This is a genomic window from Burkholderia sp. BCC1644 (genome assembly GCF_902833225.1).
Taxonomy (GTDB): Bacteria; Pseudomonadota; Gammaproteobacteria; order Burkholderiales; family Burkholderiaceae; genus Burkholderia.
Map to the genome: position 1 here is coordinate 101,377 of NZ_CADFEI010000018.1, position 26,713 is coordinate 128,089.

At 60.6% G+C, this 26,713-nt stretch carries 21 protein-coding genes; 10 read left to right on the plus strand and 11 right to left on the minus strand.

Annotated features, from left to right (window positions below; translation table 11 throughout):
- Positions 1-5: 5 nt before the first annotated feature.
- Both HWX87_RS29550 and hda read right to left on the minus strand, forming a co-directional pair.
- Entirely contained in the window at positions 6-683 is a 678-nt protein-coding gene (locus HWX87_RS29550) for an HAD family hydrolase (RefSeq protein ID WP_176050555.1), read from the minus strand.
- A gap of 11 nt (positions 684-694) precedes the next feature.
- Complete coding sequence (gene hda / locus HWX87_RS29555; RefSeq protein WP_244137788.1) at positions 695-1,429, minus strand: DnaA regulatory inactivator Hda; 735 nt, start codon at positions 1,427-1,429, stop codon at positions 695-697.
- A gap of 250 nt (positions 1,430-1,679) precedes the next feature.
- Here hda and purM point away from each other — a divergent pair, with 250 nt between their 5' ends.
- Positions 1,680-2,735 carry a phosphoribosylformylglycinamidine cyclo-ligase gene (gene purM / locus HWX87_RS29560; protein ID WP_059235991.1) on the plus strand — a complete coding sequence of 352 codons (1,056 nt, stop codon included), beginning with the start codon at positions 1,680-1,682 and terminating at the stop codon, positions 2,733-2,735.
- 110 nt (positions 2,736-2,845) lie between these two features.
- Positions 2,846-3,241 carry an SgcJ/EcaC family oxidoreductase gene (locus HWX87_RS29565; protein WP_176050557.1) on the plus strand — a complete coding sequence of 132 codons (396 nt, stop codon included), beginning with the start codon at positions 2,846-2,848 and terminating at the stop codon, positions 3,239-3,241.
- Positions 3,242-3,281: 40 nt separating this feature from the next.
- Here HWX87_RS29565 and tet read toward each other — a convergent pair whose 3' ends face one another.
- The gene (gene tet / locus HWX87_RS29570) at positions 3,282-4,475 is read right to left on the minus strand and encodes a Tet(A)/Tet(B)/Tet(C) family tetracycline efflux MFS transporter (RefSeq protein WP_176050558.1); all 1,194 of its coding nucleotides are present in this window, start codon (positions 4,473-4,475) and stop codon (positions 3,282-3,284) included.
- 62 nt (positions 4,476-4,537) lie between these two features.
- Between tet and tetR the strand changes: the two genes are divergently transcribed.
- Complete coding sequence (gene tetR / locus HWX87_RS29575) at positions 4,538-5,170, plus strand: tetracycline resistance transcriptional repressor TetR (protein WP_176050559.1); 633 nt, start codon at positions 4,538-4,540, stop codon at positions 5,168-5,170.
- A gap of 5 nt (positions 5,171-5,175) precedes the next feature.
- Here the strand turns inward: tetR and miaA are convergent, their stop codons facing one another.
- Both miaA and mutL read right to left on the minus strand, forming a co-directional pair.
- On the minus strand, positions 5,176-6,153 hold the full coding sequence (gene miaA / locus HWX87_RS29580) for a tRNA (adenosine(37)-N6)-dimethylallyltransferase MiaA (RefSeq protein ID WP_176050560.1): 978 nt from the start codon (positions 6,151-6,153) through the stop codon (positions 5,176-5,178).
- A complete protein-coding gene (gene mutL, locus HWX87_RS29585) occupies positions 6,150-8,150 on the minus strand; it encodes a DNA mismatch repair endonuclease MutL (RefSeq protein ID WP_176050561.1) in 2,001 nt (666 codons plus the stop codon). Before mutL ends, miaA begins: the two co-directional genes overlap by 4 nt.
- A 173-nt stretch (positions 8,151-8,323) precedes the next feature.
- On the opposite strand from mutL, the gene HWX87_RS29590 reads away from it, so the two are divergent.
- The gene (locus HWX87_RS29590) at positions 8,324-9,007 is read left to right on the plus strand and encodes a DedA family protein (protein WP_176050562.1); all 684 of its coding nucleotides are present in this window, start codon (positions 8,324-8,326) and stop codon (positions 9,005-9,007) included.
- A 77-nt stretch (positions 9,008-9,084) separates the two neighbouring features.
- Here HWX87_RS29590 and HWX87_RS29595 read toward each other — a convergent pair whose 3' ends face one another.
- The 6 genes from HWX87_RS29595 to HWX87_RS29620 form a co-directional block, all read right to left on the minus strand.
- Positions 9,085-9,897, minus strand: a complete 813-nt coding sequence (locus HWX87_RS29595) for a mechanosensitive ion channel family protein (protein ID WP_176050563.1) — start codon at positions 9,895-9,897, stop codon at positions 9,085-9,087.
- Positions 9,898-9,994: 97 nt separating this feature from the next.
- Positions 9,995-11,002 carry a methyltransferase domain-containing protein gene (locus HWX87_RS29600; RefSeq protein ID WP_176050564.1) on the minus strand — a complete coding sequence of 336 codons (1,008 nt, stop codon included), beginning with the start codon at positions 11,000-11,002 and terminating at the stop codon, positions 9,995-9,997.
- A gap of 817 nt (positions 11,003-11,819) precedes the next feature.
- Complete coding sequence (locus HWX87_RS29605; protein ID WP_176050565.1) at positions 11,820-12,533, minus strand: Stf0 family sulfotransferase; 714 nt, start codon at positions 12,531-12,533, stop codon at positions 11,820-11,822.
- Between the two features lie 220 nt (positions 12,534-12,753).
- Positions 12,754-14,184, minus strand: coding sequence for a mannose-1-phosphate guanylyltransferase/mannose-6-phosphate isomerase (locus HWX87_RS29610; protein ID WP_176050566.1), 1,431 nt, complete (start codon positions 14,182-14,184; stop codon positions 12,754-12,756).
- 41 nt (positions 14,185-14,225) lie between these two features.
- Positions 14,226-16,271, minus strand: a complete 2,046-nt coding sequence (locus tag HWX87_RS29615) for a capsular biosynthesis protein (protein WP_176050567.1) — start codon at positions 16,269-16,271, stop codon at positions 14,226-14,228.
- Entirely contained in the window at positions 16,272-17,423 is a 1,152-nt protein-coding gene (locus tag HWX87_RS29620) for a glycosyltransferase family 1 protein (protein WP_176050568.1), read from the minus strand.
- A gap of 143 nt (positions 17,424-17,566) precedes the next feature.
- On the opposite strand from HWX87_RS29620, the gene HWX87_RS29625 reads away from it, so the two are divergent.
- The 6 genes from HWX87_RS29625 (at position 17,567) to HWX87_RS29650 (ending at position 26,694) form a co-directional block, all read left to right on the plus strand.
- Positions 17,567-18,739 (plus strand): polysaccharide biosynthesis/export family protein, encoded by a 1,173-nt coding sequence (locus tag HWX87_RS29625; RefSeq protein ID WP_176050597.1) that lies wholly within the window; start codon positions 17,567-17,569, stop codon positions 18,737-18,739.
- 372 nt (positions 18,740-19,111) lie between these two features.
- Entirely contained in the window at positions 19,112-21,169 is a 2,058-nt protein-coding gene (locus HWX87_RS29630; protein WP_176050569.1) for a DUF4214 domain-containing protein, read from the plus strand.
- A 3-nt stretch (positions 21,170-21,172) separates the two neighbouring features.
- Entirely contained in the window at positions 21,173-23,407 is a 2,235-nt protein-coding gene (locus tag HWX87_RS29635) for a glycosyltransferase (protein WP_176050570.1), read from the plus strand.
- A 237-nt stretch (positions 23,408-23,644) separates the two neighbouring features.
- On the plus strand, positions 23,645-24,679 hold the full coding sequence (gmd, locus tag HWX87_RS29640) for a GDP-mannose 4,6-dehydratase (protein ID WP_176050571.1): 1,035 nt from the start codon (positions 23,645-23,647) through the stop codon (positions 24,677-24,679).
- A gap of 3 nt (positions 24,680-24,682) precedes the next feature.
- Positions 24,683-25,576 (plus strand): NAD-dependent epimerase/dehydratase family protein, encoded by an 894-nt coding sequence (locus HWX87_RS29645; RefSeq protein ID WP_176050572.1) that lies wholly within the window; start codon positions 24,683-24,685, stop codon positions 25,574-25,576.
- On the plus strand, positions 25,573-26,694 hold the full coding sequence (locus HWX87_RS29650; RefSeq protein ID WP_176050573.1) for a glycosyltransferase family 1 protein: 1,122 nt from the start codon (positions 25,573-25,575) through the stop codon (positions 26,692-26,694). The genes HWX87_RS29645 and HWX87_RS29650 overlap by 4 nt, the downstream gene beginning before the upstream one ends.
- Positions 26,695-26,713: the final 19 nt, after the last annotated feature.

The window sequence follows — 26,713 nt, forward strand, 5'->3', positions numbered from 1 at the left end:
GACGTTCAGAAGAGATCGAGGATACGCCAGCCGCGGGTGCTTGCATGCGCACGCAGCGTGTCGTCAGGGTTGGTCGCGATCGGGTCGGTGACTTTCTCGAGCAGCGGGATGTCGTTGTGCGAGTCGCTGTAGAAATAGCTGTGCGCGAAGTCGTCCCAGTGCTTGCCGAGCGACGCGAGCCACGCTTCGGTCCGCACGATCTTGCCTTCGCGGTAGCTCGGCGTGCCGGTCGGCCGGCCCGTGTACGGTGAGTCGGGATGTCCGTCGGTCGTCTCGACCTCGCACGCGATCAGCGTATCGACGCCGAACGCGGTCGCGATCGGGCGCGTGATGAATTCGTTGGTCGCCGTCACGACACAGCACAGGTCGCCCGCATCGAGGTGCGTGCGCACGAGTTCGAGCGCAGCGGGTGTCATCGCGGGCCGGATCACCTCGTGCATGTACTGCTCGTGCCATTCGGCGAGCTGCGCGCGCGAATACTTCGCGAGCGGTGTGAGCATCGCCGTCAGGTACGCATGGATGTCGAGCTTGCCGGCCTTGTAGTCGGCGAAGAACTGATCGTTCTGGCGCGAGAAGCTTTCCGCGTCGACGATGCCGAGCTTCACCATGAAGCGACCCCATTCGTGGTCGCTATCGGTCGGGATCAGCGTGTGATCGAGGTCAAAGAGTGCCAGATTAGTCATGGGAGCGCATTTTACTCGAAGCGGTTCGGGCCCGTGCCCGATGGTGTGATGTCGTCGCCCGGACGCGCGAGCATCCGGCGCAGCAGCGGCAGCGTGACCGCGCGTTTTTGCTCGAGCGAGAAGCGGTCGAGCGCGTCGAGCAGTGCCATCAGGCTCGGCATGTCGCGGCGGAAATGGGTCAGCAGGTAGGCGGCGATGTCGTCGGTGAGCGCGATCCCGCGCTCTTTCGCGGCGAGCTTGAGCACCGCGATCTTGCCGGCGTCGGACGGCGGCGACAGGTGAAACACGAGCCCCCAGCCAAGGCGCGTGCGGAGATCCTCGCGCACGTCGAGCGCGAGCGGCGCCGCGGGGCCCGCCGCGACGAATGCGCTCGACGGGTGCGCACGCACTTCGTTGAACAGGTTGAACAGCGCGACCTGCTGCGTGTCGCTCATCCGGTCGCAGTCGTCGATCGCGTAGATACCGATGCGCGGGTCGAACGTAAACGCGCCGAGCGGGCTTTGCGGTGTGAGATAGCGCGCATAGCCGTACGACGCGTCGCTCACGAGCGCCTGCAGCAGGTGGGTGCGGCCGCAGCCGGGCTCGCCCCAGATGTAGAACGACCGGTCCGGCACGGGGCCCGCCGCGAGCGCGAGGTCGAGCTTCTGCAGGCGCGAGATGAGCTCGTCGTTCTCCTCGTTCATGATGAAGTTGTCGAACGTGGCGGGCGGCGGCGTGCCGAGATCGAGCGTCAGTTGACGGGACACAACAGTCACAATGCGGGTCGGTTGAAAATACGCGCGCCGTACGCCGGGCACGCGCCGGGGGCTGCGATTCCGTGGGCTTCACGCGCGGCCGCACGCACGGCGCCGCGCGGGTTTCGGCGCGGTTTGCTCGGCGATGAAAACGGGGACGTGTTGACCAAGATGCAATCCCTGACGATTCGGTGCTGGGAATTCCGGCCAACGGGCCGGCTTCGGGTAAAATCGCATTTTACCGACCTTCTCGCATTCCCCCATGAATCCTCCGAAATCCGCTCCTGACGCTCAGGGTCTGTCCTATCGCGACGCAGGTGTCGACATCGACGCGGGCGACGCGCTCATCGACAAGATCAAGCCTTTTGCGAAGAAAACCCTGCGCGACGGCGTGCTCGGCGGCATCGGCGGGTTCGGCGCGCTGTTCGAAGTGCCGAAGAAGTACAACGAGCCCGTGCTCGTGTCGGGCACCGACGGCGTGGGCACCAAGCTCAAGCTGGCGTTTCATCTGAACAAACACGATACCGTCGGCCAGGATCTGGTCGCGATGAGCGTGAACGACATCCTCGTGCAGGGCGCCGAGCCGCTGTTCTTCCTCGATTACTTCGCGTGCGGCAAGCTCGACGTCGACACGGCCGCCACGGTCGTCAAGGGCATCGCGCAGGGGTGCGAGCTGTCGGGCTGCGCGCTGATCGGCGGTGAAACGGCCGAAATGCCGGGCATGTACCCGGACGGCGAATACGACCTGGCCGGCTTCGCGGTCGGTGCGGTCGAGAAGAGCAAGATCATCGACGGCAGCACGATCGCCGAAGGCGACGTGGTGCTGGGCCTCGCATCGAGCGGCATCCACTCGAACGGTTTCTCGCTCGTGCGCAAGATCATCGAGCGCGCGAACCCCGACCTGTCGGCCGATTTCCATGGCCGCTCGCTCGCCGACGCGCTGATGGCGCCGACCCGCATCTACGTGAAGCCGCTGCTCGCGCTGATGCAGAAGCTGTCGGTGAAGGGCATGGCGCACATCACGGGCGGCGGTCTCGTCGAGAACATCCCGCGCGTGCTGCGCGAAGGCCTCACCGCCGAGCTCGACCAGAACGCATGGCCGCTGCCGCCGCTGTTCAAGTGGCTGCAGGAGCACGGCGGCGTTGCCGATGCGGAAATGCACCGCGTGTTCAACTGCGGCATCGGCATGGCCGTGATCGTGTCGGCGGCCGATGCCGACGCAGCGATCGCCGACCTGACCGCCGCCGGCGAACAGGTGTGGAAGATCGGCACTGTGCGTGCGACCCGCGAAGGCGAGGCGCAGACGGTCGTGGTCTGACCGCCGCAGCAACAGATGCAGCAAGGAAAGCCGCCCGGAGCCGATCCGGGCGGCTTTTTTTTCGGGCGCCGCGTGGCATGCGGACGCGCACCGATGAAGGAGGGACGACGATGACCGAAGACGAACATGCGATCCGCACGCTCGTGGAAAACTGGTTCGTATCGAGCCGGCGCGGCGATCTGGCCACCGTGCTCGACCTGATCGCCGACGACGCGATCTTCATGGTGGCCGGCAAGCCGCCGTTCGACAAGGCGGCGTTCGCGGCCGCGTCGCGCGACGCGAACGTGGGCGCCGAGCACGCGCCGAAGGTCGACGGCCGCTACCGGATCGACGAGCTGCGCGTGATCGGCGACTGGGCGTACATGCGTAATTTCATCGAAATCGAGGCGACGCCGCCGGGCGGCGACACGATCCGTCGTTCGGGCCATACGCTGACGATCTTCCGCAAGACCGACGGCCGCTGGCAGCTCGTGCGCGACGCGAATCTCGTGACGCTCGTGCACTGAGCGCGGTGGCGCGGGCGCCGTCGCCGCCGCCCGCAGATGCTCATGTGGACTGCCGCGGCGCGCTAGCCGGACGCGCGCCGGCCAGCAACGGTGGCACGAGCAGGTAGAGCAGGGCAGCCATGGCCCACACGAGCCCGGGCCATGTCGCGCGCGTCGCCGTATAGGTGGCGGTGACGACCAGCGGCCCCGCGACGCCGATCAGGCTGGCCACGCTCGCGAGCGTGCCCTGCAATTCGCCCTGGCGCGCATCGTCGACCTGCCGCGCGAGCATCGCCTGCAACGCCGGCAGTGTCATGCCGCCGGCCGCGAACAGCGGCAGCAGTGCAAACGGCACCCACGCGGCGGTCGCGAACGCGATCACCGCAAGCCCGAGCGCGTCGCCCGCGAGGCCCAGCGCGAGCGCGCGCCGCTCGCCGAGCCGCGCGATCAGCGGCCCGATCGCGAACGCCTGCGCAAGCGCGTGGCACGCGCCGTAGCCGGCGAGCGACAGCCCCGCGACCGGCGTCGACCAGCCAAAATGTTCCTGGCCGTACAGGATCCACAGCGTCGCGGGCGCCTGCGACACGAGCGCCACGATCACGTAGATGCCGATCAGCGGCACGAGCGCGGGCGCGCCGCTCAGCCGGCGCAGGTTCGCGAACGGGTTGAGCGCGCCGACCGTCTGGCCTTCGCGCGCCGAACGCGGCCGCGATTCCGGCAGCACGCGCCATACGAGCACGAGATTCAGCGCATTGAGCAGCGCGGCCGCGACGAACGGCGCGCGCACGTGCAGCGCGCCGAGCAGCCCGCCGATCAGCGGGCCGGCGATGAAGCCGATGCCCATCATCGCGCCGAGCTGGCCGAAGCGCCGGGCGCGGTCGGGTTCGGCCGTCACGTCGGTCACATAGGCGGTCGCGACCGCGACGTTCGCACCGGTGATGCCCGCGACCAGCCGCCCGACGTAAAGCCACGCGAGCGTCGGCGCGAGCGCCATCAGCAGGTAGTCGAGCGCGGCGCCCGCGAGCGACGCGAGCAGCACGGGGCGGCGGCCGAAGCGGTCGCTCAGCGCGCCGAGCAGTGGCGCGCACAGGAACTGCGCGAACGCGTACAGCGCGAGCAGGATCCCGTAATGGGTATCGATGCTGCCTGCGCCGGCGAGCGAGCGCAGCAGCCCGGGCAGGATCGGCATCACGATCCCGACGCCGATCGCGTCGAGCAGGACCGTGGCCAGGATGGCAATCAGGGACGGATTCAAGAGGGCGACTCTATCGATGATAGAGTGGTGATTATTCCATAGTTTCCCTATCGGTGATAGAGATGAAGGACACAGGGGCGCGACTGACGCGCGACACGGTATTGCGCGCGGCGCTCGACCTGCTGGATGAAGTGGGGATCGATGGACTGTCGACACGGCGGCTCGCCGAGCGGCTCGGCGTGCAGTCGCCGACGCTTTACTGGCATTTCAGGAACAAGGCCGAGCTGCTCGATGCGATGGCCGAGGCGATCATGCTCGAGCGCCACGATGCGTCGCTACCGCGGCCGGGCGACGTGTGGGATGTGTGGCTTGCAGAGAATGCGCGCAGCTTCCGTCGCGCGCTGCTGGCTTATCGCGACGGCGCGCGTCTGCATGCCGGGACGCGGCCGCGCGCGCTGCATTTCAGTTCGATCGAGCGCAAGGTCGCGCTGCTGGGTGAAGCCGGCTTCACGCCGGACGAAGCGGTCGACGTGATGGTTGCGATCGGCCGCTTCGTGGTCGGCTGGGTGCTGGAGGAGCAGGCGGAACCGGACGCCGATGCCGACGCGTCATTGCCGGATGCGGCCGAGTATCCGCTGCTCGCGAAGGGCTGGGCCGCGCTGCGCGAGCGCAGCGGCGACGACGCGTTCGAGCACGGCATCGCGTGGATCGTCGACGGCGCGCGTGCACGCCTCGCGGCGCGTCACGCGGGCTGACGCGATCAGCCTTCCGGCATGCTGCCGTCGAGGGCGCGTTCGAGCGCGTCGAGTGCACGGGCCGTCGAGTCCGGCGCGATGCAGTCGACGACGATCCGCTCGGGCATGGCGCGCAGCCACGTGATCTGGCGCTTGCAGAGCTGGCGCGTCGCGAAGATGCCTTTGTCGCGCATCGTCCGGTAGTCGGTGTCGCCGTCGAGGAATTCCCACGCCTGCCGGTAGCCGACGCAGCGCATCGACGGCAGGTCGGGATGGAGATCCTCGCGGCGGCGCAGCCGTTCGACTTCGTCGATGAAGCCTGCATCGAGCATCGCGTCGAAGCGCTGCGCGATCCGTGCGTGCAGCACCGCGCGATCCGACGGTTCGAGCGCGACCGGCACGAAACGGAACGCGGCGGCCGCATCGTCGGTGCGGCGCGGCGCGGCGAGCAGCACCGACATCGGCTGCCCGCTCAGCATGAAGATCTCGAGCGCACGCTGGATCCGCTGCGAATCGTTCGGTGCGAGCCGCGCGGCCGTGTCGGGATCGACCTGCGCGAGCCGCGCATGCAGCGCGGGCCAGCCGTCGCGCTCGGCTTCGGCATCGAGTGTCGCGCGCACGTCCGGATCGGCGCCGGGCAGGTCGTTGAGCCCCTGCGTCAGCGCCTTGTAGTACAGCATCGTGCCGCCTGCGAGCAATGGCGTGCGGCCGCGCGCGATGATCTCGCCGATCAGGCGCAGCGTGTCCGTGCGGAATTCCGCGGCCGAATACGCGTCGGCCGGGTCGATGATGTCGATCAGGTGGTGCGGCACGCTCGCGCGCTCTTCGCGCGACGGTTTCGCGGTGCCGATATCCATGTCGCGGTAGACGAGCGCCGAATCGACGCTGACGATCTCGATCGGGCGGCGCGCGGCGAGCGCCAGCGCCGCGGCCGTCTTGCCTGAAGCGGTGGGGCCGAGCAGGCAGGCGATCGTCGTCGGAGCGGACTGCGGTGAAGCGCTCATTGGCCGCGCATGAACAGGCGGTCGAGATCGTTCAGCGTGAGCTGATACCAGGTCGGCCGGCCGTGATTGCACTGGTCGGCGCGCTCGGTCGCCTCCATCTGGCGCAGCAGCGCGTTCATCTCGTCGAGCGTCAGGCGCCGGTTCGCGCGCACCGCGTGATGGCACGCGAGCGTGCCGAGCAGTTCGTGCTGGCGCTCGGTGAGCACGCGCGAGCCGCCGAACGCGTGCAGGTCGGCGAGCACCGCACGCGCGAGCGACTGCAGGTCGGCATCCTTCAGCAGCGCCGGCACCGCGCGGATCGCGAGCGTCGTCGGCGACAGCACCGCGAGGTCGAAGCCGAGCGACTCGAGCGTGTCGCGTTCTTCCTCGACCGTGCCGATCTCGACCGGCGTGGCCGTCATCGAGATCGGCAGCAGCAGCGCCTGCACGGCCACCGTGCGGTCGGCGAGCGCGTTCTTGAACTGTTCGTACAGGATCCGCTCGTGCGCCGCGTGCATGTCGACGATCACGAGGCCGTACGCGTTCTGCGCGAGCACGTAGATGCCGTGGATCTGGCCGAGCGCGAAGCCGAGCGGCTGCTCGTCGTGCGTGGTGGCGGCGATCGGTGATGCGGTGAAGCCCGGCAAGGACGCGACGGGTGCGCCGGCCGAATCGCTTGCGACGGTTGTCGTGCCGTCCGGCGTGCCGGCACCCGTATCCTTGCGGCCGAACATCGCGTCGTAAAGCGCGAGCGGTTGCGCGACGGGCAGCGTGCCCTGCGTCATGCGTGCCTGGCGCATCCAGGTGTTGCCTGACGACGAGGACGACGGCGACGAGAAGCCGCTACCACCGATGCCGGCGCTGCCGCCGGTCGCGTGGCCCTGGCTCTGCCCGAGCGGCGTGTCGAGGAACGACGACGGCCCGCGCGGCGTGGGTTCGATATGCGCGGCGTGGCCGCCCGCCGTGGTTTCCGGCGACGCGCCCGCGTGGCGCGCGAGCGCGCGCTGGACCGCATGAAACACGTACTGGTGGATCGAGCGCGAATCGCGGAAGCGCACTTCGATCTTCGACGGATGCACGTTCACGTCGACGGCTTCGGGCGGCAGGTCGAGGAACAGCACGTACGACGGGTAGCGGTCGCCGTGCAGCACGTCCTCGTAGGCCGCGCGCACCGCGTGCGTCAGCAGCTTGTCGCGCACGAAGCGGCCGTTGACGAAGAAATATTGCTGGTCGGCGCGCCCGCGGCTTGCGGTCGGCAGCCCGGCGCAGCCGTAGACGGCCAGCGGGCCGGCCTGTTCGTCGAGCGGCAGGTGCGCGGTCGCGAAGCTGTCGCCGAGGATCTTCGCGACGCGCTGCGCGGGCTCGGTCGCATTCCAGTGCTCGACGGCCTTGCCGTTGTGCAGCACCGAGATCGCGACGTCCGGCCGCGCGAGCGCCGCGCGGCGGATCATTTCCAGGCAGTGGCCGAATTCGGTCTGCTCGCTCTTCAGGAACTTGCGTCGCGCGGGCGTGTTGAAGTACAGCTCGCGCACCTCGATCGTCGTGCCGGTCGAGCCGGCGGCGGGCGACAGCACGCCCGTCTGCGCATCGATCTTCATCGCGTGCGCGGCATCGGCCGTGCGGCTCGTGATCGACATCTCGGCGACCGACGCGATCGACGCGAGCGCTTCGCCGCGGAACCCGAGCGTCGCGACGGCTTCGAGCTCCTCGAGCGAGCGGATCTTGCTGGTCGCATGGCGCATCAGCGCGAGCGCCAGCTCGTCGGGCGGGATCCCGCAGCCGTCGTCGGTGATCGAGATGCGCTTCACGCCGCCTTCTTCCAGCACGATGCGCAGCGACGTCGCGCCGGCGTCCATCGCGTTCTCGAGCAGCTCCTTGACGACCGACGCCGGGCGTTCGACGACCTCGCCGGCGGCGATCTGGCTGATCAGCTGGTCGGGCAGGGGCTGGATCGCGCGCAGCGGGCGCGGAGCGGGGGCGGGCGCGGCGCCCGCGGCCGTTTCGGTGATATCGGACATGGCCGAATTATAGCGAGGCCGCACGCGCGTGCCGGGGCGGCGGGCCGTTACGTTTTTTCACGGAGCCTTAAGGTAGTTTCGGTATCATGACTCCATTGCGCGCGCCGCCTTGGCTGGCGGGCGCTTCCGCCATTTCCGGCCGTTCCGGCCCTATCGCCTTCGAGGAATTGCATTTGGATACGCTGCTTCATTTCGTCAACCTTGTCCTGCATATCGACGCCTTCCTCGGCGACTTCATCCGGCAGTACGGCGCGTGGGTCTATCTCGTGCTGTTCCTGATCGTGTTCTGCGAGACGGGGCTCGTCGTGTTCCCGTTCCTGCCGGGCGATTCGCTGCTGTTCATCGGCGGCGCGTTCGCGGCGACGGGCGAAATGAACGTCGGCGCGCTGATCGTACTGCTGCTCGTCGCGGCGATCTCCGGCAATACCGTGAACTACCTGATCGGCCGCTGGGTCGGCCCGAAGGTGTTCAATACGCATATCCCGGTGCTCGAGCGTTTCCTCGACCGCGCCGCGCTGCAGAAGACGCACTCGTTCTACGACAAGCACGGCGGCAAGACGATCGTGCTCGCACGCTTCATCCCGGTCGTGCGCACGTTCGCGCCGTTCGTTGCGGGCGCGTCGTCGATGAGCGCCGCGCGCTTCCAGCTCTTCAACGTGATCGGTGCGCTGGTCTGGGTGCTGCTGCTCGTGTTGCTCGGCTATTTCTTCGGCAACATCCCGTTTATCCGCCAGTACCTGAACGTGATCGTGCTGGTCGGTATCGGTGCGGCGATCGTGCCGGTCGCGCTCGGCGCGGTGTGGAAGCTGGTACGCGGGAAGCAGTCGGACAATGCGCAGAAGACGGGCGGGCGCTGAGCGCGCGCGTTTCTTTTGCTTCGGCGCAATAAAAAAGCGTGGCGAGTGCCACGCTTTTTTTTCGTCGGTCGATGCCGTTACGCGTTGCGATGCGAGACCGGCGTTTCGGGCGTCGGGTATTGCGCGTCGCGGAACGTCTCGAGGATCACGCGGTTGGTGTCGCAGTACACCTGCCAGTAGTTCTCGGGCGCCGTGGACGGGCGCACGAACAGCAACGGGCCTTCCGGCGTGAACTGGAACACACCGACGTCCGGTGCCGGGTTGGTCAGCACGTTCGGGATCTGCTGGATCGACGTCTTCAGGCGGTTGATCGCGTCAACCGCATCGACGCCGTTCGCGATCTTCGCGGTCAGGTCGACACGACGGTACGACGTCGCGCTGTAGTTGGCGATGTTGTCCGAGAAGATCTTGTTGTTGCCGACGATCGTGACGATGTTGTCGGGCGTGATGATCGTCGTGCCGAACAGGCCGAGCTCCTTCACCGTGCCGGTGACGCCGCCCGCGTTGATCACGTCGCCGATCTTGAACGGGCGCAGCACCTGCATGAATACGCCCGCGGCGAAGTGCGCGAGCAGGCCGCCCCAGGCGGTGCCGATCGCGAGGCCGAGGCCGGCGAGCAGCGCGGCGAACGAGGTGGTCTGCACGCCGAAGATCTGCAGGATCGCGAGGATCAGCAGGATCGTCAGCAGCACGCCGACGACGGAGGTCAGGTAGTCGGTGAGCGTCGGGTCGACCTTGCCGCTGCGGCGGACGACCTTGCCGAGCAGGCGGGTACCGATGCGGATCGCCCAGCGGCCGACGAACCACAAGACGATCGCGGCGAGGAGGTTGAGGCCGAAGTCGAGGCCGCGGGTCATCAGGAATTGCTGGGCGGTGGCGAGGTCGATCATGGGGGCTCTTGGTCGGACAGTATCAGTAAATTCAGATCATTATAGAAATTTCTTCGTCCGTGGCGTAAGGAATGACGGACAGGAAGGCGCTATTCGATTAGCGGTACATGAACCCATAGACCACAGCTTCCATCGCGCGGCTAGCAGGATTCTTGCCGCAAGGCTGGATGATCAGTTCACGATCCTTGTGCCTTGGAGCAGTAATGAGGTGGCGCGCCGGCTGCACGGTGGGGAACCATGAGAAAAGGTCGTGGTGCGAAATCTGGGCGCCCCCGGTGATCTGCACGATACCCGACCACCCGTGGTTGTGAAAGATGGGTAATACTTCGACCGCGTCCGGGAAATTCACCCGGATAGCCCAGTTGCTGCCACGCAGGTGCGAACCATCTTTTCGGGTCGTCAGCGAATGACTTCCCACGTAGCGCACGGCGGCGGCATCGTGCTTGACGAATATGTAGGATTCCTTTCTGTAATCGTCCGGCTTGATGCGCCAGTCCAGATTCGGTTCGCCGATCTTGCGAGCAGCAATGAAGAAGTCATGGCCTACCTCGGGGTACTCGCTTCCGACCTGCGCGACTCGTATTTCGAATCCCGCATCTTCGACTAGTGCCACCCAGTGGTTTGGCCCGAAAAAATACGGATGTTCCGGGTTGACTTCCCAACCAAATGGTACGGCCATCAACAGGTTGCCCCCCATTCTGATGATGCGGTTCAGTTCGCGGAATGTGCTGAACAGATCGAAGCTGTGTTCGATGCAGTGCGACGAGAAAACTGCATCAAAGGTCGAATCCGGGAACGAGTATTGATCGTTGTAGCCGAACGCGAAGTGATCACCAGGAATGCCATACGCCGCCGCACTTGCGCGCGAACCGTCTACGGCACGCTGGTCCACGTCGAGATACCAGTAATCGAATTTGCGATCCGTCAGGTAGTCGAGCAACTTCGGAAAGAGGTTGCCGCCGCCGACATCCAGCACCTTCGATCCGTCGCGAATGAACCGGGCAGCCTCTTTCCATCGACCGAGGTATGCGTCGTGCCGCTTTGCGATGTAGGCATCGACATCCCCCTCGCGTTGCTTGACTCCCTCGTACCAGTTGGACGTCATGTCTGCCTGACGTTGGGCGAACGTTTCTCGAGCTAACGCGATTTTGCCTGGGTTGCCAGTCTGTGTGTCTGATCTCATCCGGGGTTTCCTCGTTGTTTTCAGCGTTGGCCAGGAACTGCTTACATTTCAGAATGTGTATCTACATCCTGTTATTTGTGCGAGTAAGGCAAAGTGATTCTGACGTTGTCGGGTGACAGTATATGGAAGAAAGTACGAGACGGACTCGCGAAATGACGACGATCGGAGCGAACGTCGACCGACTTTCGGTGACTCCACGTGGCGGTGCCGTGGATGGGCTGGACCTACCCTGGAGGGTCAACTTGACGATGGCAACGCAAAGCGTCTGGCAGCGCGTTGTGCTTGGGATGGCGGGCGTGAAAAAATCGAACGTATGCTGATCGAATCGATCATCGGGTGAGCACACCGGCATTCATTCGGAGCACAAAAAACGGACCGTTAGCGGATGGGTGTTTGCTGGGCGGGCACAGTCCAAGCTGCATCTAGCCGCGAGCGTGGCAGTACCAGAATCGAAGGTGCGGCAGTGCTCCTGGCGGTAATCAACAACACGGCTCTAGTACCGAGCAGAAGTAAAGTGATCGGCGATAGGTGAGGTGGGGTAGTGATTAGGCGGCCACTGGCTTCACTATCCGTGTTCCTGTTTGCGGTCGTCGATGCTGCGGTGTATGTTGGTTCAGTGTTGGGGCATCATTTGAAAGTGTAGAGCGGTGCGAGTTCATTGAATTTCGTGCGCTATATAATTTGAACTCGCATAAAACTTGCGACTACAGTTGATGTGCCATCGGTAGCGGGCCTATGTTCAGTAATAATTTTCCAGGAACCAGTCAACGAATTTGGCGTGCGCTATTTGTTTTTCGCTTTGCGCCGTTTGTTTTATCTTTGCGAGATTAAATTCATGAGTTGCTTCTTCATTGGGTGGAAAATTGCATAGCATATTTAATTTATTAATGTTTTCAATTTTATCGCTGAGGAATTCTTCGTAGCTTATCTCAATGCGGCGATCCTGCGGGAGGGCGCTGGCGAATGATTCGAGGTAGATGTCGGATAGCAAAATTGATTTAAGCGCCTCCTCGATTTCTACTGAATCGGAGCTGATGTTGTTGTCCGGAGCGTCATTGGGGTCACCGTAATAATGGTAAAGTCCGGATTTCTTTGCCATTGCAAGGCTGATTGCTTGTTGTATTTTATTCTTCCTTCTTATCACAATCCAATAGGCGTTCTGGCCAAAGAAGGCGTCTTTTACGGCATCGGAATTTGCCGACTCTCGCTTTATAATGGAGAGGGCCTTGCACATTATTTTCGACGAGGCCCATCCTTCAGGGTTTAGATACAGATTGCTCTGGATTCCAATTATTTCATCTGCGGTCGATTCTGCGTGTAAGCCGGAGAATCGCTCCTGCGCCAGATCCCAGAATTCATATCCAAATCGCTCGTTGAGATAGTACGAGATGGATTCCGCAATAAATGTTGACCCGGAGCGGACTTCGCTTGCAATGTAAAGAGTTTTTCTCATGGCATCCTCTTGATTTGCTTTATGCCATTGCGGCGCATGGCGGTCGGCATCTTGCTAGTATTGTTATTGGTGACTTGCTGTTAATTTATCTTGGCGTAGCTTGCGATTTCAGCTGTTTACCCCGCGGCTGGACGATCGTGGCGACAGGAGGTCTGCGGGGCGCACGATTTTTCGCGCGACCCCGGATGCAGAAGCTTCGATCTCGGCTACCGCAACGCGTTCACTGTGCGGACTCCCGGCCATACGTGTCCTGAAAGCGAACGATATCGTCTTCTCCAAGGTATGCGCCTGATTGCACCTCGATCAACTCGAGCGGGATCTTGCCGGGATTGCTCAAGCGGTGCGTTGCGCCGAGCGGGATGTAGGTCGACTGATTTTCGGTCAGCATGATTTCCTTGTCGCCGTTCGTGACCATTGCCGTACCCTTGACGACGATCCAGTGCTCGGCGCGATGGTGGTGCATCTGCAGGCTAAGCTGTGCGCCCGGGTTCACGATGATGCGCTTGACCTGGAAGCGGTCGCCCTGGTCGATGCCTTCGTAGGAACCCCACGGGCGGACAACGCGGCGATGCGTGACCGATTCGTGGCGACCGGAGGCGTTCAGCCACTCGACGATCTTCTTGACATCCTGCGTCTTGTCGCGGTGGGCGACCAGCACGGCGTCGGCGGTTTCCACGATAACGATGTCGTCGAGGCCGATTGCCGCAACCATCCGGTGTTCAGCGCGGATATACGAGTTCTTCACCGAGTCGGTGAAGATGTCGCCGATCAGCGCGTTGCCGTGATCGTCGGCGTCCGCGATGTCTGCGAGCGCGCTCCACGACCCGATGTCGTTCCAGCCGAGGTCGGCCGCCGCGACGACGGCTGCGCGCTCGGTCTTTTCCATCACCGCGTAGTCGATCGAGACGTTCGGGCAGGCCGCGAACACGTCGGCGTCGAGGCGGACGAAGTCGTTGTCCCGCTTGGCGGATTCGAACGCGAGTTCTGCCTGGCGGGCAATCTCCGGCGCATGGCGATGCAGCTCCTCCATGTACGTGGACGCCCTAAGCATGAACATGCCGCTGTTCCAGTAGTAATTGCCATCGTTGAGGAAGCGCTCGGCCGTCGAGGTGTCGGGCTTTTCGACAAACGCGTCAACTTTGTAGACCTGCTTGTCGTCGACGATGGCCGGGCCGCGGCGGATGTAGCCGAAGCCGGTGTGCGCTTCTGTCGGCGTGATGCCGAACGTGACGAGGTGCTGGTCCGCAGCGATTGCCGCCGCCTCGGTTGCTGCGGCGATGAATGCCGGCTCGTCGAGAATGACGTGATCCGACGGCAGCACTAGCAGCAGCGCCTCGGGTGATTCGTGCAGCGCGAGCAGCGCGGCAATCGCGATCGCGGGCGCGGTGTTGCGACCTACCGGCTCGAGCACGATCGACGATGGCGTGATGCTGACCTGACGGAGTTGTTCCGCGACCAGGAAGCGCTGTTCGTTATTGGTGACGACGATGGGGGCCGTGGTGCCCGGGATGTGCTGAAGGCGAGCAGCTGTCTGCTGGACGAGCGTTTGATTGCCCGTCAACTTCAGGTACTGCTTCGGATAGCCGCCGCGCGACATCGGCCAAAGGCGGGTGCCGCTGCCGCCGCACAGAATTACCGGATGGATGTTCATGGTTGCAATTCCCAAGTCAAGTGTCCAATTTTGTGACTGGTTCACGATACTTCGCGAGCCCGTTTCTTCATGATTTGCCGCCAGCGCCAAGCCAGGTGATGCGTTGCATTGCGGCTCCAGCGAATGATCTTCAGGAAGGTTCGCGCATGATCAGCGCTTATTCGGGCAAGCGGGCGCGCCGCAAGCGGCGCGAGCCGCTGAATCACGGCTTCGGGGGTCGTGAATAGCTGCAGGCGCCAGTCCCAATAGATTGGATAGCGTAGCATTACACCCGCCGTGAGCATGTCGAGCGACAGACTACGGTTTCTCCAGGGCATGGGGGCAATTGCATCGTGTGTGAGGCCCCAGCCTGCGTAAAACGGCAGTCCGTACGTGAATACGGCCTTGCCGCGCAGCAACGCGTCAAAGCCGGCGAGTGACGACAGCGTATGAACTTCGTCCGCCGCGTCGATCAGTGACACGAGATCCGATTCGACATCGACAACATCGGCTAGCCGCTCGGCATTGACGAGGCCGCTCCGGTTGCCGGAAAGGACATCGGGATGGGGCTTGTAAACGACAAAAGCCTCGGGGAGGCGTGCACGCACTTCACGTAGCAGCGCGTCGGCGGTGGAAATTGCACGCGTCCCAAGGCGGATGGAAGCATCATCGGCCACCTGCCCCGGGACCAGCACAACTTGTTTCCCGGGCGGTGCCAACCATGTCGGTTTGCGCCGACCCAGATTGTATTTTGTCAAGCCAAATTGGACGATCCGCGTGCGCAACCTGGCGGCCCGTGCCAGCTCCGTTTCACTGAATGTCGTTCCATTCAGCAGAGTCGTGAGGTCGCTCGGGCGGCTTGCGTCGAAATACAGGCCGCTCATGTCGACCACTTGGCTGCGGGGGGCAATCATGTCCGACCCGAGTCCGGTCGAGTGGAGAAAGCCGTCCTCGATTCTCACGTGACGCACGCCTTCGGGCACACCGTCCGAGCTGCGGGCACCCCAAAGTGCCGCGCATTCGCCGGGGCGCAGCGAGCCGGGCTCAGGTGCCCAGCGCAACGTGCCACCGCCGGCAGTGAGGAACGGCGTGGCGAACGGGCGCTTCCACCACTGGAAGCGCACGCCGACCACCTCGCGCAGATCGGCGAACCGGTTTGCAATTGAGCGCTGCAATTCAATGCTGTCGAGCAACACATCAAGGCTGCCCGGCGCGTGCGTTGCCGGGTCCAGGTAATACGCCAGGCGCAGGAATACGACATCGAAAAGTGCGGCCAAGGTTGGCCTCGTTGTGCGGTTGCACGTCACGCCGTGATCGTTTGTCAGCCCCCAGCCCGCATAGTAGGGCGCGCCGAATGTGTGGACCTGGACGCCAGCCAGCAATGCATACATGCCCTCGGGCGCCGTTACCGTATAGACATGGTCGACGTGGCGAAGTGCGGCGCAGGTCGAATACTCGTCGCCGACATATTGTGTACCGGGCGGCAAGTTGCGGACCAATGACGACAGCCAATGACCGGTACCGTAGTCACCGCTACGCGCTAGCCAGAACTGGGCGTTGGGATGCGATGCGAGCGCGTTTTCGATCATCTGTTCGAACGCCTTTCGACGCTTGCTCGGTGACTCGTCCGTGCATGCAGATCGCATGCGTTCGTCGACCAGCAGCACTCGCGGGGCGCGGGGCGGCGCCAGCAGGGCTGGCGGGCAGCGTGGCACCCGGTGTTGCGGATCCAGCGCGTAGCTGGCGAGCACGCGCTCCATCAGTTTTGCGACGTCGGGTGATTTGCCCGCGTCGTTGGTGGCAGCAAATGTGCTGCTGATCGCTTCGAAAAGCGTTTGTGGTCCGGTTTCGGTGCGATGCACGACGAACCAGGAAAGTAGCGGCATGCGTCGGCCATTGCGTGCCAATAGCGGGCCCGGCGAGGCTGCATGGACGTCGAACCCAGCGGCGCGAGCGATGCGCAGCATGAGTCGTCCCGTGCGAGTGTCTGTCCAGATGCAATTCGACCGCCGCATCAGCCAACTGATGAAACGCGATCCGCGCGTGATGCTGCGAAGATCGAATGCCGGATCACGCAGATTCGGGTAATGGCGTGCCGGATCGCTCATCTATTGCAGTGTTGCCAGGAAATTGTCGACGCAGGCAAAGTGTTCTGCCCACGTGGGTTCGCGAAAGTGCTCGATACGCGCGAGTTGCGCGTCGCGCTCCGCGCACTCCGGCTGACGGTATGCTTCGATGTGAGCAAGCCAGTTGAGGCCGTCCAGTGGGTCGAGGTAGTCGGGAATGTCGCCGACGATTTCGCGAAATACGCCGAGATCGCTGGCGAGCACAGGCACTCGTAGCGCGAGTGCTTCGACGAGCGGCATGCCGTAGCCTTCGACAAACGACGGGAAAAGAAGCGCACGCGCGTGCTGCAGCCAAATATGAAGTTGCTCGTCGGAGCAATCGGCTTCTTCTATGACTACGCCGCGCAGGCTCGAGCAACGATCGAGCATATCGATCACGTTCTCGCATTCCCACCCGCGTCGTCCGATGACGACGAGCTTCGGCGCAGCCGCACCGTGCCGCTCGACGAGCCGGCGCCACACATGCAACATGAACCAGTGGTTCTTGCGCGGCTCGATGGTGCCGAGCATGACGAAATACGGATGATCCAGAGGGCTCGACCCCTGAGGGTATGTGGCGACGCCGGACGCCAAGGGCGCAACCACGGTTGGCGGCAGGGGGAGCCCGGCGAGGTTGGCTTCGGTGGCAAGCGAGTCAAGCGTGGCCCGTGAGTTGGCAATCAGACCAGTGGCGTGCTGCAGGGCTGTATGAATGCGTAGCCGGTGAGCATTGTCGACGCCGGGCCGACAGTATTCCGCGTGCGTGAGCGGAATCAGATCGTGCACCATGAATACGGAGCGGGCGTTCCGGCGCGCCATGGCGTGGTAATAGCGCTGAAACTCCATTCCGTTGTGGCTCGTATGCAACAAAATGCTGCGTGCGAAACTTTTAAAGCGTAGCTGGTTCACGACGGCACGCACCACCAGCTTTTGAATCGCACGACGATTACGAGCGGACGACAGCAGCATTTCAAATATTTGCTGAGAATCTCTGTCAGTCAAAACGGCGGAAAATCCACGCTCGCTCAGTACCGCGTTTGCCTGGGCGCCATACCTTTCCACATAGGCTAGCCCCACGCGGTCCACGCCAGTCGGCCGCAAGCCATCGGAGAGGCGAGACAGCAGGCGGGTGACGTCCAACAAGATATGTGACACGCGAATACAAGATTTTTGTGGTAACGGATGCGCGGCAGGGACGCACAGTCCCGCTGACGTGGTTTTTTTGCTCGCAACATTCTATTTGATTCTGTTACGTGCGACAATTTGCGCCGACCGTAATTTACCAAGACTACCAAGCAATGTCGCGTGTTCGGATGAATGCTCTTTGCGTTTCGATTATCGGGGGAGCGGCCTTGCTGGCTGGCTGTGCGGGGGCAATTCCTACATCCGGACCGAGCCGGTCGCAGATTGATGATGCGGCACAGGCACCAAATTCTACGGGTATCCAGGTCGTCGATGTCACGGACGAAGTTGCGCGCAAGCTCCTGGCCGAACGAACCCACGCCGATTTCTCTGCTGCGCTGGGCAACGGCACGGCATTCCAGCGGCAATTAGGTGTTGGCGACACGATCGAGGTGTCGATCTGGGAGGCGCCACCTGCAACGCTATTTGGTGCCGCGCAGGCCGATGCGAAGACGGGTGCCAGCAGCGGCGCGCACGCGACTGTTCTGCCTGATCAGATGATCGATGGCGACGGGAACGTCAGCGTGCCGTTCATCGGTCTCGTGAGGGCTGCCGGGCGCACGCCGACTCAACTGCAGCGTGAAATCATGGAGCGCCTGAAGTATATGGCGCACGATCCGCAAGTGTTGGTCAAGCTGTCGCGAAACGTCACGTCATATGTGACCGTGGTCGGGGATGTGGCAAACAGCAACCGCATGCAGCTTACGGCCCGCGGAGAGCGGGTGCTCGATGCCCTGGCGAGCGCGGGTGGGGTGCGCCAGGCGATAGACAAAATTACGATTCAGGTCACGCGTGGCGATAAAGTAGTGTCGTTGCCATTGGAAACCGTCATCCGTGATCCGCGCCAGAATGTTCCGCTGCATGCCGGGGATGTGGTAACGGCGTTGTTTCAGCCGTACAGCTTCACGTCCCTGGGCGCGACCGGCAAGAATCAAGAATTCAACTTCGAGGCGCAGGGTATTACGCTTGCGCAGGCGTTGGCACGTGCTGGCGGGCTGCAGGATTCGCGCTCCGATCCGCGCGGAGTGTTCATTTTTCGGCTTGAAGATGCAACCGCGCTGCAATGGCCAAATGCCCCTGTTCGTACCACGGCTGATGGCAAGGTGCCGGTTGTGTATCGTGTGAATCTCAAAGATCCGAATTCGTTTTTTGTTGCCCAGAGCTTCATGATCGACAACAAGGACCTGCTGTATGTGTCGAACGCGCCGGTCACCGAGATCCAGAAAGTATTGAATCTGGTGTTCTCGGTGGCGTATCCGGTAGTGACGGGCGTGCAGACATTCAAGTGATGTTCCAGGTAATGGTGACGGAGCTAGGCTAGTGCCGCCGCTTGCTTGAAGTTCTTTCAGTTTTATTGTCGTTGGCAAGCGCGGATTGGGCGTGCGTCGATACCGTTGCCCACCGGCGAAGCGATATCGACGAATCAGACCAACGGTATCGGGCTCAACCTGTAAATTTTGTGCGCGGACGTGGCCGCGTTCATGCGTGAAATTCGGGGCATGTTGAGTCTTTTGTCAGTTCAGATTTTTATTAAACAGCAGCTTGAATTAATGGTGCCCGTTTTCCTCGATTCAGCTTGATTTGTGAAATCTAGCGGGTGAGTTAATTTCAGTCGGCGTCGGCTCCTGTTTTCGTAACAATCCGCGTTCCGAGTCAAGAATATGCAGACCGTAATCCTGTCCGAGCTTTTGCCATATAACGGCGAACAACTCATCGAACAATGCTACCAAAGGATTTTGCTGAGAGAGCCAGATCCGGCGGGGCGGCAGCACTATCGCAAGATGCTTGGCAGCGGGAGGAGCAAGTTCGCTGTTGTGCGAAGTATTGCAAGAAGCGCGGAGGCGCGAAAGCTCGGGGTTCGAGTCCATGGCATGAAGTTCGCTGCCATCGGTGAGCGCGTCATGGAAATCCCAGTCTTGGGAACGATCGTCGCTGCCTTGCGGCTCGTAGGCGATGCTCCTGCAGTTTTGCGCGATATTAGAGCAGGACGCGAACTGGCTTCCGAAGGCCGCCTCAGAATCGAGGCAGTGGAGGCGCAGCTCGAGCAGCAGCGCGATCTCGACCCTATCTTCAATACAGTGAATTCAAGTCACCAGTACATGCGCGATGTCGAGCGTCGATTGGCGGCATTGGAGAGTAAGGTCGCAAATGGACCGGTGCATTCGTCGCAAAGCGAATCGTCCGAAATCCATGCGATCGGGGCTACGCTGGCGGCTGAGGTTCAGCGGGTTACCGAGGAACTGGATTCGCTCCGGAATTTCGCTTCGTCGATTCCCGCGACAATGCGCGCCGTTGAGCGGCGAATGGCGGAGTTGGAGATTAATGCCTTCAACGAACGGGAGCAGGCTTCACAACGTGAGGCGTCCGAACTCCGTTCGACCGTATCTGTTCTGGCGGCGGAAATTCAGCGGATTGCACATGAACTGGAAGCCTTCAGGAACTTCGCTTCGTCGATCCCTGCGACGATGCGTGACCAGTTGACGCGGCTGATTGCCCTTAAGCAAGAGATCGGACAAACCGGGACACCTGGCTGGAAGTCGAGTATTTCTGGTCGACTTGAGCGTGCACTCACGACGCTCGAGGCGCACGATGCAGAATTCGCAAAACTGTTTGTCGACACGACGCAGAGGGACGAAGAGCTGGAGCGTTCACTTGCAAAAGTTGAAGAGTGCGCCGTTCTGGCTCAGGCAGTGCATTCGCGTGTCAGCGTGCTTGAGCAACTGGTAGACCACTCGACTTTACGTGCAGCAAGTGAAGTGCAACGCATGGACCAATCTGTACATCGGATCGCGCAGCAGGAGGCGCGCCTCGACATCGTCGGCGATGCACTTGGAACTCTTCGCGCTGAATGTGCGCGGCTCGTCCAAGAGTTCGACCGTGAGAGCCTTGAGCGAGGTCAGTTGGCGTCAAGGATTGATGGCGCTTGTGAATTGATTGACAGGCAAGATAGTGCGTCCGCTGCCATTCAACATGCATTGAATGTCGTGCGGGCCGAGTGTGCCGCGCGCGAAGGCGACCATGCTGCCCGTGTGGAGCAGCTTGCTGTTGGTGCGGCTGCATTGAACGAAGGTGTTGACGAAATTCGTGCCTCGCTTCAGCGTGCGTATAGCCGAATTGAGTTTGTTCGACGGGAAACTCTGTTCGAGTTGAAGTACGGTGCCGCTGCTGCATTTGCAGAAAAGCCTGACGCGGTGTCGGCGCGAATCATTAATACCGCGAAAGTTGAAGAAGCGCGTATTACAGGCTTGAAGCTGAACATTGGCTGCGGACACCTTCCGTTGGCTGATCATATCAATGTAGACTCCCGCGAATTGCCGGGTGTTGATATTGTCGCCGAGGCTACCCGTCTTCCGTTCGGCAACGGCGAGGTATCGGTTCTGCGCGCGGCACATCTGCTTGAGCACTTTCCGCAAGAGCAGTTGCGAAGAGAGGTTCTGCCCTATTGGCGTTCGATCTTGAAGCCGGGTGGAACACTACACGTAATAGTGCCCGATGCCGAGCATATGTTTGACGAGTATTATCGTGGAACCTATCCATACGAACATTTCCGCACGGTTCTTTTCGGCGGGCAGGATTACGGTGGCGATTTTCACTACAACATGCTGATGCCGGATCAGTTAAGCATGTTGTTGCGCGAAGCAGGCTTCGAAACCGTCCGATGGCTGGCGCGTGGTCGCAAAAATGGCCTGTGCTTTGAAATGGAACTGGAAGTCGAGTAAAACATGCGGGCAAATCCGAAGACACTCTCTGTCGTTATTAATACGTGCAATCGTGCAACAAGCCTGGATAAAACGATCAGTTCGCTTTTTCAGCAAGCTTGTCCGCAGATGGAAATCGTCGTGGTGAACGGGCCGTCCACGGACCATACGGAGCAGATTCTTTCGAAATATGCGGGTCGAATCAAGGCTCTGCGTTGTTCCGAATTCAATTTGTCGGTATCCAGAAACATCGGCATTGCTGCGTCTTCCGGTGATGTCGTGGCCTTTATCGATGACGACGCCTTTCCGGAACCCTTCTGGGCGGAGCGATTGCTTGCAGCTTACACAAGCGACGACGTCGGGGCAGTAGGTGGTCATGTTTTCGACCAGACCGGTATTGACTATCAGGCTACCAATATTATTTGCGACCGATTTGGCAGCGCATGGCCAAAGGAGAAGAAGGATCCATCGGATCTCTACAGTTTTCCCCATGCGTTTAAATTCAGCGCATTGATCGGAACGAATAGTTCGTTTCGGCGTGACGTGTTGCTCGATGTCGGCGGTTTTGACGAGGAGTACGAGTACTTCCTCGACGAAACTGATGTGTGTGTTCGGGTAATCGATGCAGGGTACAAGGTCGTACAGATTGATCATGCGCTGGTGCATCACAAGTTCTTGCCGAGTCATATGCGGAATGCGCGCAAGGCAACTGTGCATCACTATCCGATCCTGAAAAACACATTGTATTTCGCGTTACGCTATGCAAGTCCACAAGTCGGTATAGACGCCGCTTTGACGCATGGTGAGAACGTTTATCAGGCCCATCTTCGAGACGCAAAGTGGTTTGTGGAGCACGGCGAGCTTCCCGCGGAGAAGCTTGCGAATCTTCCTGCCGTTTATGTAAAGGCCCGCAATGACGCGCTTGAGCGATACCAGGCGCCTGCGAAATATCTGACTGCGGATTTGCTGGAAATTCATGCGTCGGACTTTTTGCCAGCCAGCGCCACGCGTTCGGCCGGAGAGGCGCAGCTGTGTGTCGTGTTGCTGTGCCGGCAGTACGATGCGGTGGATTCCGGCATTGCTCGCTTTATTGGGGTTCAGGCCCGAGCGCTTGCGGCTCTTGGTCATATCGTCCATGTTCTCACGCTCGTGCAAAGCGATGCTCGGATCGACTGGGAGGATGGGGTGTGGGTCCATCGTCTCACGGCCGGTTGGTATGACGATCAACCGGCAGATCTTCCGTTCAAAGTACATCCGAGCCAATGGTGCTATTCGCGGGCGATGCTCGACGAGGTTCGGAACATCAACTCGCGACACAAGGTTGATGTCGTGGAGGCTCCGGTTTGGGATAACGAGGCAATCGCGTTTACCACTTCCGGAGAGTTTCCGGTGGTGGTGAGTCTTCAGACTTCACTTGGTATTGCGTTGGAATCGCATCCAGAGTGGCGCGATGACAAGGAGCATATGGAGAACTTCGTTCTGCCGGCGTTGGAGGCGGAGAATTTCATCCTGGCCCAGTGTGATTCCATTCGCGCCATCAGCCGAGCAATCGTTGACGAAATCGAGACACGGAACGAGATCGTAATGAATCCGTCGAGTGTTGAAATTTGCAATCTTTCACTCGAGGATCGCTCAAGCGGATTGCCTGCGCGCGAGCAGCCGAAGCTTGAAGTGTTCTTCCTGGGACGTTTGGAGCTTCGTAAGGGCATTGACGTTCTTCTGGACGCAATTCCGAAGGTGCTCCAGCGTTTACCGCATGTGCACTTCAATCTGGCAGGTGATGACCAGATTGCTGCGCCTGGTTCGAAAGAAACGTTCCGCCAGATTTTCACGCGACGGTATTCGGAACTGGCGAAGCAGGTCCACTTTCTCGGAAAGATCTCGGACTCGGAGGTGGACGCACTTTTCGAGAGTGCATCGTTGTTTGTCGCACCCTCAAGATTCGAGTCGTTCGGCTTGATTTACGTCGAGGCGATGATGTTCGGTGTCCCGTGCGTGGGTTGCAATGTCGGTGGCATCCCTGAAATCCTTGGCGAAAGCAACGGTGGATTGCTTGTCGAGCCCGGGAATTCGGACGATCTCGCAGGTTCCATCGTGACATTGCTTCAGAACCCCAAGCAGAGACTTACCCTCGGCCGCGAAGGTCGACGTGCATATGAGCGACGCTTCTCGCCGCCAGTGATCTCGGGGCAGCTTGTCGATTTATATTTGCGAGCGATGCACAAGCATGCCGAACAGCGTCGGGGCAGCCCCCAGTGACATGGTTGCAAAAACGCTAGCGCCCCAGAGTTGAACGACACACGTGCATGGATTGTTCGCGCAGAGGTGTAGCGTGAGGTATTTCGGGCATTCTGAGCTAAGCTTTGAGGATTGCGCTTTGCTTGATTTGTCTGACAAATGCTGATGCTTGACATCCATTTCGTTGGAAAAATGCAGGGCGCAAGCTGTGAGCGAATGTCAGTAAGAAATTAATTGAAATTTAGAGGTTGATTAATCATGAAGAAGGCGATCGTCACCGGAGTAACCGGCCAAGATGGAGCATATCTTGCGAAGTTTCTCCTGGAGCAAGGCTATGTGGTATTCGGGACTTATCGCCGTACCAGCTCGGTGAATTTCTGGCGCGTCGAGGAACTCGGGATCGCTCAGCATCCAGATTTCCACGTGGTCGAGTACGATCTTACGGATCTCGGTTCAAGCATAAGGCTGCTGCGAGAGACAGAGGCCACTGAGGTGTATAATCTCGCCGCACAAAGCTTTGTCGGTGTATCGTTTGATCAACCGATAACTACGGCCGAGATAACCGGGATTGGTGCGCTTCATTTGCTTGAAGCAATTCGAATTGTCAATCCAGATATCCGTTTTTATCAGGCTAGTACTTCTGAAATGTTCGGCAAAGTGCAAGCGGTCCCGCAAACGGAAGATACGCCTTTCTACCCGCGCAGTCCGTATGGCGTAGCAAAGTTGTATGCGCATTGGATGACGGTGAATTATCGCGAAAGTTACAACATCTTTGCGAGCAGCGGAATTCTCTTCAATCACGAGTCACCACTGCGTGGCCGTGAATTTGTCACACGTAAGATCACCGATAGCATCGCGAAGATTCGCCTCGGCAAGCTCGACATCCTTGAGCTTGGTAATCTGGATGCCAAGCGTGATTGGGGATACGCAAAAGAATACGTTGAGGGAATGTGGCGAATGCTGCAGGCTGATAAGGCGGACACTTATGTGTTGGCCACCAATCGAACTGAAACTGTCCGCGATTTTGTTAGTATGGCCGGTAAGGCGGCTGGTTTTAACATTGCGTGGGTGGGCAAGGACGAAAACGAGATTGGTGTCGATACTGTGTCTGGTAAGGAAATTGTGAAGATCAATCCGAAGTTTTACCGTCCTGCGGAAGTGGACTTGCTGATTGGCGATCCCGCGAAGGCACGGGCGGAGCTTGGTTGGGAACCCCGCACAACGCTGGAGCAACTCTGCGAAATGATGGTTGAGGCCGATATTCGTCGCAATGAAATTGGCTTTTCGTTTTGACGTATGGCTAGGATTCTGATCACCGGTATCGCTGGCTTCACGGCGCGACATCTTGTCGAAGCCCTGCTCGGTGCAGGACATGAGGTTTGTGGTATAGCGCATCGACCGGTTCAATCAGCCGATGTGCGTACGCATGTATGTGACTTACTTGACAAGCCGAAGCTGACCGACATCTTGGTCGAAGAGCGACCTGACGCGATCGTTCATCTCGCAGCGATTGCGTTCGTCGCTCATGGCGACGTGAACGCTATCTATCAGACAAATGTGATTGGCACGCGCACATTGCTTGACGCGGTCGCAGCATCTGGTTGCTCGCCGAGAGCGCTGTTGGTCGCGAGCAGTGCAAATGTCTATGGGAATGCTGGCGTCGAAGTGATTGACGAATCGGTCAGCGCATTACCGGCCAATGACTATGCCGTCAGCAAGCTTGCGATGGAGTATGTCGCCCATTTGTGGGAAGACCGGTTGCCGATTACTATTGTGCGGCCATTCAATTATACGGGCGTTGGTCAAGGCGTCAATTTTCTATTACCTAAAATCGCTTCGCATTTCCGCAACAGAGCGTCGGTGATCGAACTGGGGAATCTCGATGTGGTTCGGGATTTTTCGGACGTTCGAACAGTTGTCAACGCATATACGCGGCTACTTGACGGCCATTTCGCTGGCCAGACTTTTAACGTATGCAGTGGAAATGGGAGTACCTTGCAAGACGTGCTCGAAATCATGAGTGATCTCGCAGGGTACCGCCCGGAAATCCGGGTCAATCCTTCCTTTGTGCGAGCAAACGAAGTTCGGAAGCTGATCGGCTCAAAAGTCAAACTTGAACAGGCGATCGGGCCGTTGGAGGCTATCCCTTTGCGCGATACGCTTCGGTGGATGCTGGACGGGCCGGCGTGAGGCTTGCGCTCGCTGTAGACGCCATCGCACCTCCGCTCACCGGGATTGGCCGATATGCGTGGGAGCTTGCGAGCCACTACCAGACGATGCGCAATGAGTTTGACGCATTGCGCTTTTTCTGTTCAGATCGTTGGGTCAAGGATCCGGCGCGACTGCTGATTTCTGCTGCGCACGCGGCCTCGGGGCGCAAGAGCAGTTTCTTTCTTCCGCGAACTGCGAGGAATTGGCGTCGGTGGTGGATGGGGCGAGAGATGCGTGGTCATGTATTTCACTCGCCGAATTATTTTCTGCCTGAGCAAGTTGAAAGCGGAATCGTGACGGTGCACGACCTTTCCGTGTTCAAGTATCCCGAAACTCATCCGGTTGAGCGTATCAGGCACTTCGAACGTAGCTTTACGTCAACATTGCGCCGCGCGACACACCTGATCACGGACTCGGAAGCCACGCGTACTGAAGTGATTGGCTATTTCGGATGGCCGTCTGAGCGCGTTACGGCGATTGGCCTCGGAGTCAGTGATAAATTTCGATTGCGCGACGCGTCGGAAGCGGGCGCGGCGTTGCGTGAACACGGTCTTGTGCATGGTGGCTATTCACTTTGCGTTTCGACACTTGAGCCGCGTAAACGGATCGACCGGCTGCTCGACGCTTACCGCGATATACCGATGGCGTTACGCTCGTGTTACCCGTTGGTTCTCGCAGGCAGCAGGGGGTGGCTGAGCGATGCGTTGCAGGAACAGATCGTCGTCGGCGAAAGCGAGGGATGGTTAAAGTATCTCGGCTTTGCCGACGAGGCGTTTCTACCGCTGCTTTATTCCGGCGCTAGGGCCTTTCTATTTCCATCAGTCTACGAGGGGTTTGGTCTCCCCGTGCTTGAGGCGATGGCGAGTGGAGTGCCCACTCTGACTTCCAACCATTCGTCGCTGCCGGAAGTGGCAAACGGCGCCGCGTGGCTCGTCGAGCCCGATGATCACGATGCTCTACGAGATGGGATAGGGCGGGTTTTGTGCGACAACGCGTGGCGTATAAGTGCAGTCAGGCGAGGCCTTGATGTTGCGTGTGGAGCTACTTGGAATCAATGTGCGAAACGCACCCTTGACGTATGCCGTCGTTCAGCCTGAGCACGGTGTGTAGGGGCAA